This window comes from Paenibacillus sp. RRE4 (assembly GCF_031844205.1).
GTDB classification, from domain to species: domain Bacteria; phylum Bacillota; class Bacilli; order Paenibacillales; family Paenibacillaceae; genus Paenibacillus; species Paenibacillus xylanexedens_B.
Map to the genome: position 1 here is coordinate 171901 of NZ_JAUZUT010000006.1, position 9547 is coordinate 181447.

A 9547-nucleotide genomic window follows, 5' to 3' on the forward strand; every position below is an offset into this window, starting at 1 on the left:
TACAACCTCCTCGCCTATCTGTTTCTCTTGTCTATAGTCAATGGCCTTCTTATCTATCCTCTATCTTCTCGCACTTCCCGCAGAAACCTCATTCCCACTTGGAATGACCGATTGAAGTGCATCACACAGCGCCTGAATACGTGCATTTTTCATCCGGTAGCTCACCCGATTAGCAATCAGACGACTGGTGATATTCAGAATTTCTGTCATTTCCACGAGTCCGTTCTCACGCAACGTCTGCCCGGTCTCCACCAGATCGACGATCCGATCAGCCAGTCCGATTAGAGGCGCAAGCTCAATTGATCCGTTCAGCTTAATTACCTCGACCTGTTGCCCTTGCTCACGGAAGTACTGGGAAGCGATTCGTGGGTATTTGGTCGCCACTCGCTGCTGGATACCTGCCTTCCAGTCCGGTAACCCGATAACCGACATACGGCACTGGGCAATGCCCAGATTCAGCAGTTCATACACATCACGATCCTCTTCAAGCAACACGTCTTTCCCGACAATGCCGATATCGGCAACACCATACTCCACGTAGGTTGGCACATCCACAGGTTTAGCCATAATGAATTCCATCCCGGCTTCTGGCACTTCAATGACCAGTTTGCGTGTATCGTCCACGTCCTCCGGAATGTCCAGACCTGCCTCACGAAACAATTTGGAGGCTTTTTTATAGATGCGGCCCTTAGGCATCGCCACCTTCAGAATATCCGACATCTCAGTTTCCTCCCTTTTTCGATCCATAGATGATGACCTGTTCAACCTGATCTGCAGTCGTTTCATATGTTCCATGTTTCGACTCTGCCTTTTCAAGAAGCGATGTAACTACATTTTGACCCAAACTGCGTAATCTCGCTGCTTCGGTCAATGCCTCAGCACGGCGATCCGGGCTATATTCAATCCGTACCGGTTTCGTCTCTTCAATAGTAACACCATGAACACCATCAATAATCCGATTTGTTTTTAACGCAAATCCTGTAGCCGGAAGAGCTCGCCCGAACTGCTGCAACAGATTGTCATATCTTCCGCCGCTACATACAGGTGATCCCAGCTCTGCCGCGTAACCTTCAAATGTCATGCCTGTGTAATAGGAGAAATCCCCGATCATCGTCAGATCAATCAGCACATGCTCAGAGACACCATAGGCCTCCAATACTTCAAACACTGCACACAGATGTGCAATAGATTGTGCAGCTTCAGCACTTGAGCTAAGTTCGCTCGCATGTGTGCATATTTCTTTCCCGCCACGCAGACGCAAAATGGCTTCAAGCTGTTGTTTCTGCTTGGGTTCGAGGTTCAAGGCTTCAATGGACTGACGGTAGCCCACATAATCACGTCCTAAAAGCCCTTCCTTTAATTGTTCCTGCTCAGCCGTCTGACCCGGAATCACTTCTTCCAGCAGTCCATTCAGAAAACCCATATGACCCATTGCTATTTTAAAAGAAGATACACCCGCTGCCTGCAACGAGGCAATCGCAAGTGCAACCACTTCAGCGTCCGCCTCGGGGGAATCGTCCCCTACAAGTTCAACACCTGTTTGGAAAAATTCAGCCTCCCGTCCGGCTTCCTCTTCAATGGAACGAAATACATTCGCATGATAGGACAGACGTAGCGGCAAAGCTTCATCTTTGAGCATCGATGATACTACTCGCGCAATCGGAGCTGTCAGATCAGAACGCAGAACCAGTGTCGTTCCCCGGCTGTTCAGCAATTTAAACAATTTGCGATCCGAAGTAGAGCTAGCTACTCCTACTGTGTCGTAATACTCAATCGTTGGCGTTATAATCTGACGATAACCCCAGCGCTCCATGCACTCCAGTACGTTTCGTTCAATTTTACGTAGCTTGGACACCACATGCGGTGTATAGTCACGGAAGCCAGTTGGTTTTTCAAAGCCTTTTGGTTTAGACATGTAAATGATTCACCCCGAGTCATGAATTTGGATTGTTATATACAGTTGCACTATAATATCTTCACATCTGCTACAATACGATGACATAATTTGAATTGTCGTCTCTATCGTCTTTAACGCTCTATCTCAAAAGGATTTATGTATGACAAATCCCCGTTCTATGTTAGTTAACCTAATTTACAGCAAAGCTATATGTCCTCTAGTTTAATGTAGGCTCCACCTTTTACATTAATAACCCGTTTCTTCTATTAGAATTATTGTCACCCTTACCCTAAATACTTTCACGTGGTAAAGTGCTAACAAACTAAAGGATATGGGATATGATAACATGGATGTACTGAATCGTCAACAAACTTAGACCATGATTGCTCTTGATTACTACCTGGACTAGGCAAACCTGCCCTGACTATTTATTATGGTTCGTCACCGTTTGCTTCAATTCAAGTTTTGTATACGAAAAAAGCTGCCCCTCAGCAGCTCTTTCCTCCATGCATTAGTTCACTTACAGACATGATAATCCCGCGCTTAATGTAACTTTCGCTGAGAAGGTTCCTCCGTTTTGAACGCCTTTTCTTCCGTCGATTCTGCCGAACGTGACAAATCACGCAAAGGATTGCCTCCGACAAAAGCTCCTGGAGCAACATCCTTATGAACTACTGCCCCTGCAGCAACTACGGCACCGTTCCCGATGGTTACCCCAGGCAGGATCGTCGTATTCGCTCCGATCAGCACATTATCTCCGATAATGACATCACCAAGTCTGTACTCTTTAATAAGATACTCGTGAGCCAGAATCGTGGTATTGTAACCGATCACTGAATTTTCACCAATCGTTATTTTTTCCGGAAAAAATACATCCACCATTACCATCAGGCCAAAAGCTGTATGCTCCCCCACCTTCATACCGAGCATTCGTCGATAAATCCAGTTTTTGAGAGGCAAAACAGGGCAGTACCGTGACAATTGAATCCAGATAAAATTACGAACGCCCTTCCATGGGCTCACTGTCTTGTAGATATGCCAAAGTGCATTTTGACTTTCTACCGGATAGCGGGTTACTTTTCTCATGAACGGCCCGTTCCCTTAAGGACTACATCCAGCAAATCCCTCATATCATGCAACATGTAATCTGGCTTATACCCGCTCAGTACCTGCTCCCCTTTAAGCGACCAGGCCACACCAGCAGAGAGAGCACCCGCATTTTGCGCCGATTGAATATCGACAGGACTGTCCCCTATCATCAGTGTGTGAGCTGGATTGGATCCCAGTTCCGCCATCGCTTTTTGCACCGGTTCCGCATGAGGTTTGGGATGAGTTACATCCGTCACAGTCACAATGGACTTCATATATTTAAGCAAATCAAAGCGTTCCAGCACTTTTAATGTAGAAGGGCGAATTTTGGTCGTCACCACACCCATCGTAATCCCTGCCTGATCCAAAGCCTCAACCACCTCGATCACGTGTGGAAAAGGTCTGACCATTGCTTCATGGTGGATATCATTATATGCACGATACCCTTTGACGTACTCCGATACCTCTTCCTGACCTGAAAAGGTCCGCATTTGTTGCTCCAATGTGCCTCCCATATGCGGGATAATCTGTTCCCTTGTCCATGGGGAAGCATGATCCCAACCTTCCATCACATGCAGGAATGAGTTGATAATCAGCTCATTGGTATCAATAATCGTTCCATCCAGATCGAACAGTACCGTGTTAATCACGTTGCATTACTCCTTTTTATCTTCGACTTGCTTCGGATCATCTTGAGCCTGATTTGGTGCCGTTGTTACCTTATCCTCTTCAACAGCTACTGTTTCCGAATGTCCAATATCATCTGCAGCCACTTTCGACGAGACAATCGGATCACTATAATGTGCACTTGCTTTGCCCGTCACTCTTCTCACGATAATAAACACAACAGCAGCAACAATAATGCCAATCGCAAGCAGTTGTGAAATTCGTACATTACCGTACGCTGGATCTAAATAACCTTGTTCGAAGCCGAGTGCAGTCATTGGAGACCATAGTCCGTTCACAAATGAAGCAATCCATTCCGGAGCCTGGAATGCCAGACTATCGGTACGTAAAGCCTCAATAAAGAATCGTCCGATGGAATACCAGATGAAATAGGACATAAACATCTCCCCTGCACGCATGAACTTCTGACGACGAAGCACCAGCAACAGGATCAGCCCTGCAAAACTCCATACCGATTCATACAAAAAGGCCGGATGATGGAATACACCCTCCACGTTCATTTGATTCACAATAAAATCGGGCAGGTGCAACTTGTCTCTTAAAAATGATTCCTCTACAGGACCGCCATACGCCTCCTGATTTACAAAGTTACCCCAGCGTCCAATCATCTGTCCAACAATCAGTCCAGGTGCACAAATGTCGGCCATACGCCAGAAGTTATATCCTTTACGACGGAAGAAAATAACTGCACATATAATAGCACCAATCAGTGCGCCATAGATCGCAATACCGCCATTCCATATTTTAAAAACGTCCCACAGGTTGTCCTTATAATCTTCCCACTTAAAAGCCACGTAGTAGATTCGGGCTCCAATAATGGCAGAAGGCACACCTAGCAAAACCATATCCATAAAAACTTCTTGCGGAATATTAAATCGCTTGCCCTCCCGAATAACAAGCAACAACCCTAAGAGCGCCGCAGTACCCAAGATAAGCCCATACCAGTGAACCTTTAAAGCGCCAATAGAGAACGCAATCGGGTTCAACAGTAATAATGTATCCATTCATTCACACTCCTATCAATCAATTCACAGCGGTAAGCATGACCGTGTGGAGCCCGCGATCAACCTTCCTGTTTGAAGGTGTGCAGGCTCCGGATGCCATAAATCATAAAAACTTAAATCTTTATATTTATAGCTTGATGCCTAATGTTGCCCTTACCCAGCTATTCAGCTGATCGGGGTAACTTTCCTTAGCCCACCTTAGTCCATATCTTCCATATCTTCCGAAATCGTTGCTGTCAGCTTGTTCGTGAACTGGAGTGCAGCATTAAGCCCCATCTGTTTCAAGCGATAGTTCATGCCCGCCACTTCAATAATTACAGCCAAGTTTCGTCCTGGACGAACCGGAATAGTAACCAAAGGTACATCGGTATCAATAATACGCGTTGTTTCTTCATCCAATCCCAGACGGTCATATTGTTTATCCTGTTGCCATGCTTCAAGACGTACAACCAATGTAATCCGTTTATTATTACGAACAGCGCCCGCGCCAAACAAAGTCATGACGTTGATAATACCGACACCCCGAATTTCAAGCAGGTGACGAATCAGTTCCGGTGCGGTACCGTGGAGTTGAAAATCGGAGGTTTGGCGAATTTCAACGGCATCATCGGCAATCAGACGGTGACCGCGTTTAACAAGCTCAAGCGCAGTTTCACTTTTACCAATACCGCTACTGCCAGTGATTAGCATACCTACACCATACACATCACACAATACACCGTGAATGGTAGCTGTCGGCGCCAACTTACCTTCCAGGAAACCCGTAATACGGCTGGAAAGAATCGTTGTCGCCATGTTGCTACGGAGCACAGCCAGATTCTGTTCTTCACTGATATCAATCAGTTCCTGAGGAACTTCGAGTCCACGTGTAACCACAATACAAGGTGTTTCCTCTGTGCATAGACGCTGCATACGTTCACGGCGCTCATGTTCAGGCAACATTGCAAAAAAAGCCAGCTCTGTTCTTCCCAGCAGTTGCACCCGCTCTTTTGGATGATATTCAAAGTAACCAGCCATCTCCAGGCCAGGACGGTTAAGATCATCTACCGTGATAAACCTTTTCAACCCCTGTGACCCTGACACCACTTCCATCTGAAACTGCTGTACCAATTCGGATACTTTCACTTTTTTCGCCATTTGTCTCTTCCTTTCAGCATTCGCTGTGCCTCTATGTACCCCACTCGTGTATCGTTTCTTTCCATTATTAGCGTATTCACAACGTGATTCATAACCAGGTCGTTTCGCATGTAAAATATCTCTCTTTAATACTCCAATATGCAACATTTTGAAGACAGACCTTCAAATAATCTTAAATGAATTTGAGATCGATTGCAATCACAGACTCCCTGCTCGACCTGCACTATATTTTCATCCGAACGGATGATCCATCCCATGCATTTTTGAAAAAAGCCCCTTCCAGCGAAAACGGAAGGGGCTCGATTTACATTATATAATTGCGTTACTTCCAGATTCCATCGTTGCCGAGGGACCTTCAGTAAAATTAGTCTTGAAGAAGTACGTTAACTTCGGATTCCTTGTCAAAGATATGAACTTTGTTCATGTCAATGGCCATTTTAACTGTGGAACCATCACGAGTGTTGGAACGTCCGTCTACACGTGCGATTGTAGTGTCGTTACCTACACCGCTCAAGTAAAGGAGCATTTCGTGACCCAGGTTCTCTGTTACATCTACGTGAGTAGAGAATACAGAGTTCGGGGAAGCTTCCAGGAATACTGGTTCTTCGTGAATGTCTTCTGGACGAACACCCAGAATAACTTCTTTACCTACATATCCTCTGGATTTCAGCACTTGCGCTTTACCTTGCGGGATTTCAACATCTACACCAGGAGCTACGAAGTGAAGACTAGCACCTTGCTCAGCCAATTTACCCGAGATGAAGTTCATTGTCGGGGAACCGATGAAACCAGCTACGAACAGGTTCGCCGGGTGGTTGTACAGCTCTTCAGGAGAAGCTGCTTGTTGGATGATACCATCCTTCATAACTACGATCCGGTCACCCATCGTCATTGCTTCGATCTGGTCATGCGTTACGTAGATAACGGTTGTTTCCAAACGTTTAGCCAGCTTAGTGATTTCTGCACGCATTTGTCCACGGAGTTTCGCATCCAAGTTGGAGAGCGGCTCATCCATCAAGAAGACTTGTGGATCACGGACAATCGCACGTCCCAGGGCGACACGTTGACGTTGACCACCGGACAATGCTTTAGGCTTACGCTCAAGCAAGTGTTCGATATCGAGGATTTTAGCTGCTTCACGTACACGTTTGTCGATCTCGTCTTTTTTAACCTTACGCAATTTCAAACCGAATGCCATGTTTTGATATACGCTCATATGCGGATACAAGGCATAGGATTGGAATACCATCGCGATATCGCGGTCTTTAGGTGCAACATCATTCACGACACGGTCACCAATATAGAGTTTACCTTCAGAAATTTCCTCAAGGCCTGCGATCATACGCAGTGTTGTTGATTTACCACAACCGGACGGACCTACCAGTACCAGAAACTCTTTGTCTTTAATGTCCAGGTTAATATCAACTACAGTTGCTTTATCAGAACCCGGGTATTTTTTGAAAATATGCTCTAAACGTACTCCTGCCATGATTGTTGCCTCCTCAGAGATCATTTTGTAATCGAATTCAATTTGTAGTTTTATAATACCCTATCGCTTGGTTATCTGACTATTCGCAAACTGCACAAAAATATTAAGCCTTTTTCGTCACTTTGTACATCAGAAGTAAAAGTTGCACAACGATCGCACTTTTAAAGTGTCTTACATCGTAACCAATCTCCTGTTTAATCTTATCCAGACGGTACACCAGCGTATTACGATGTATAAACAAACGCTTTGCTGTCTCGCTAACGTTACAGTCTAAACTGAAGAAGGTCTCCAATGTTGCCAATGTCTCGCTGTCATTAAAGAGAGTCGTATCCTTTCCCGTTTCCCGGATAAAACGCACTCGCTGTTGCTCAGAAATACTAGCCACCAATTGCTCTAGTTGTAGATTCCAAGGAAGGTGAATATGCTGTGTAACATGGAAAGAGCGACCAAGCTCCAAACTTTCCTGAAGAAGGAAAGTCACCTGAAGCAACGCCTCTTTGGGAATACACGGTAGCGAAGCTGACAAGTGGAAAACACCGGCGAACTCACTGGCCACAAGCTCATACAGTCCCATACAAAAAGCATTGAGTGAGTCTTTTCTCGCCTCTGCTGTATCTTCATCGGCCTCGCCGGTAACAATTTCTTCGTCTCCCATGAAGAGCCATTCTTGCTCTCCCAGTGGGATTAATGTGATGTCTTCGCCAAAATAACTTTCAAGCAACTTATTCAAAACTTTAGATTCAACACGCTGAGAATCCGGAGTCTCACCCTGTAACAGAAAAAGAACTTTCTCCTCCTGAAATCCTGCAATAGAAGCAAACGAATCAGGCAGTGGATCAAAACTGCCAGCATCGTAATCTTTAATCTGCTCCTTAAGCCATATTCCCAGCGAGGATAATTGTTTATCGGTATCATTCTTGAATAGCGATGAATTATCGCTCTGACTCGTAATAAACTTATTAAGAATCAGTAATTCAATTAGACGCCGAGTCTCCATTGTAATAGATGCCGCATCACATCCCCAGCACAGAACGGTTCTCGCCTGCTCATTTATGCCGACTTTGAAAAAGACGCGCTCACCATGATGTAAACTCAGAACATCAGGAGATCTTGAAGAACTTTCTACTGAACCACGTTCACCTTTACCCGTTCTAATTAGAATATGCTGCGGTTTATTTTCATCCAAGCCAATCAAATGATCAATGGAATGTATCCACTCATGCATCGTAATTTCATATTCATCCAATGTGGTGCCTATAATAATTTCAATTTGCTGTTTTAAATCAGGTATGAGCTTCATCTAATGAACTTCACCACTCTGCTTTATTTTTATCATCATTTTATCATATCTTGATGTTTGCTGCTCTGTATCCACTATATTCAATATATCAGTGTAACCAAAAAAAGTGATCGATCATATTAATGATCGATCACTCTTTATTTAAGATGAGTCATGAAGGATTCGAACCTTCGACACCCTGATTAAAAGTCAGGTGCTCTACCAACTGAGCTAATGACTCATAAAACTGGTGGAGGATGATGGATTCGAACCACCGAACCCGTACGGGAGCAGATTTACAGTCTGATGCGTTTGGCCACTTCGCTAATCCTCCAAGGATTAAAGGTGGCTCGGGACGGAATCGAACCGCCGACACGAGGATTTTCAGTCCTCTGCTCTACCGACTGAGCTACCGAGCCATATTTAATTTTAGATTAATGGCGGAACCGACGGGATTCGAACCCGCGATCTCCTGCGTGACAGGCAGGCATGTTAGGCCAACTACACCACGGTTCCAGGCATTAATGGTGCCGGCGAGAGGACTTGAACCCCCAACCTACTGATTACAAGTCAGTTGCTCTACCAGTTGAGCTACACCGGCTTATATGGTGGAGGCTGAGGGGATCGAACCCCCGACCCTCTGCTTGTAAGGCAGATGCTCTCCCAGCTGAGCTAAGCCTCCTGGGTAATATGGTAGCGGCGGAGGGGATCGAACCCCCGACCTTACGGGTATGAACCGTACGCTCTAGCCAGCTGAGCTACACCGCCATATTATACATGTTTTGATTGCTTGTCCATCCTTAGGTAAAGATGGCGGAGAGAGAGGGATTCGAACCCTCGCACCGATTACTCAGCCTAACCCCTTAGCAGAGGGTCCCCTTATAGCCACTTGGGTATCTCTCCAAAGACAATCTCAATGTTGTACAAGGATTGCTCCTTGAAAACTAGATTCGAAACGAAACACA

At 45.4% G+C, this 9547-nt stretch carries 8 protein-coding genes and 8 tRNA genes; all 16 read right to left on the reverse strand.

Annotation, left to right across the window (positions count from 1 at the left end; genetic code table 11):
* Positions 1 to 60: 60 nt before the first annotated feature.
* The 16 genes from hisG to Q9R46_RS23095 all read right to left on the reverse strand — a co-directional run bounded on the left by hisG (position 61) and on the right by Q9R46_RS23095 (position 9485).
* Complete coding sequence (gene hisG, locus Q9R46_RS23020) at positions 61 to 720, reverse strand: ATP phosphoribosyltransferase (protein WP_311281944.1); 660 nt, start codon at positions 718 to 720, stop codon at positions 61 to 63.
* A 1-nt stretch (position 721) separates the two neighbouring features.
* Positions 722 to 1915: an ATP phosphoribosyltransferase regulatory subunit gene (locus Q9R46_RS23025; RefSeq protein ID WP_311281945.1), complete on the reverse strand. Its 1194-nt coding sequence runs from the start codon at positions 1913 to 1915 to the stop codon at positions 722 to 724.
* Between the two features lie 525 nt (positions 1916 to 2440).
* A complete protein-coding gene (locus tag Q9R46_RS23030; RefSeq protein ID WP_145335895.1) occupies positions 2441 to 2983 on the reverse strand; it encodes an acyltransferase in 543 nt (180 codons plus the stop codon).
* Positions 2980 to 3636: a pyrophosphatase PpaX gene (ppaX, locus tag Q9R46_RS23035; RefSeq protein WP_311281946.1), complete on the reverse strand. Its 657-nt coding sequence runs from the start codon at positions 3634 to 3636 to the stop codon at positions 2980 to 2982. The genes Q9R46_RS23030 and ppaX overlap by 4 nt, the downstream gene beginning before the upstream one ends.
* A gap of 6 nt (positions 3637 to 3642) precedes the next feature.
* The gene (lgt, locus tag Q9R46_RS23040) at positions 3643 to 4677 is read right to left on the reverse strand and encodes a prolipoprotein diacylglyceryl transferase (RefSeq protein ID WP_145414916.1); all 1035 of its coding nucleotides are present in this window, start codon (positions 4675 to 4677) and stop codon (positions 3643 to 3645) included.
* A 198-nt stretch (positions 4678 to 4875) separates the two neighbouring features.
* Complete coding sequence (gene hprK, locus Q9R46_RS23045; protein ID WP_090924765.1) at positions 4876 to 5814, reverse strand: HPr(Ser) kinase/phosphatase; 939 nt, start codon at positions 5812 to 5814, stop codon at positions 4876 to 4878.
* A 364-nt stretch (positions 5815 to 6178) separates the two neighbouring features.
* Positions 6179 to 7303: an ABC transporter ATP-binding protein gene (locus tag Q9R46_RS23050; RefSeq protein ID WP_090924764.1), complete on the reverse strand. Its 1125-nt coding sequence runs from the start codon at positions 7301 to 7303 to the stop codon at positions 6179 to 6181.
* 103 nt (positions 7304 to 7406) lie between these two features.
* Positions 7407 to 8603, reverse strand: a complete 1197-nt coding sequence (locus Q9R46_RS23055) for a PucR family transcriptional regulator (RefSeq protein ID WP_311281947.1) — start codon at positions 8601 to 8603, stop codon at positions 7407 to 7409.
* Between the two features lie 147 nt (positions 8604 to 8750).
* Positions 8751 to 8823 (reverse strand) — tRNA-Lys (locus Q9R46_RS23060).
* A 7-nt stretch (positions 8824 to 8830) separates the two neighbouring features.
* Positions 8831 to 8916 (reverse strand) — tRNA-Tyr (locus Q9R46_RS23065).
* A gap of 12 nt (positions 8917 to 8928) precedes the next feature.
* Positions 8929 to 9001 (reverse strand) — tRNA-Phe (locus Q9R46_RS23070).
* 19 nt (positions 9002 to 9020) lie between these two features.
* A tRNA-Asp gene (locus tag Q9R46_RS23075) sits at positions 9021 to 9098 on the reverse strand.
* Positions 9099 to 9107: 9 nt separating this feature from the next.
* Positions 9108 to 9183, reverse strand: a tRNA-Thr gene (locus Q9R46_RS23080).
* A 5-nt stretch (positions 9184 to 9188) separates the two neighbouring features.
* A tRNA-Val gene (locus tag Q9R46_RS23085) sits at positions 9189 to 9264 on the reverse strand.
* A gap of 9 nt (positions 9265 to 9273) precedes the next feature.
* Positions 9274 to 9350 (reverse strand) — tRNA-Met (locus Q9R46_RS23090).
* Between the two features lie 43 nt (positions 9351 to 9393).
* A tRNA-Ser gene (locus Q9R46_RS23095) sits at positions 9394 to 9485 on the reverse strand.
* Positions 9486 to 9547: the final 62 nt, after the last annotated feature.

What these genes read in the sequence shown, in the direction of transcription:
- hisG (WP_311281944.1), bottom strand. Translation starts at nt 720, where the DNA reads ATGTCGGATATTCTGAAGGTGGCGATGCCTAAGGGCCGCATCTATAAA.
- Q9R46_RS23025 (WP_311281945.1), bottom strand. Translation starts at nt 1,915, where the DNA reads ATGTCTAAACCAAAAGGCTTTGAAAAACCAACTGGCTTCCGTGACTAT.
- Q9R46_RS23030 (WP_145335895.1), bottom strand. Translation starts at nt 2,983, where the DNA reads ATGAGAAAAGTAACCCGCTATCCGGTAGAAAGTCAAAATGCACTTTGG.
- lgt (WP_145414916.1), bottom strand. Translation starts at nt 4,677, where the DNA reads ATGGATACATTATTACTGTTGAACCCGATTGCGTTCTCTATTGGCGCT.
- hprK (WP_090924765.1), bottom strand. Translation starts at nt 5,814, where the DNA reads ATGGCGAAAAAAGTGAAAGTATCCGAATTGGTACAGCAGTTTCAGATG.
- Q9R46_RS23050 (WP_090924764.1), bottom strand. Translation starts at nt 7,303, where the DNA reads ATGGCAGGAGTACGTTTAGAGCATATTTTCAAAAAATACCCGGGTTCT.
- Q9R46_RS23055 (WP_311281947.1), bottom strand. Translation starts at nt 8,603, where the DNA reads ATGAAGCTCATACCTGATTTAAAACAGCAAATTGAAATTATTATAGGC.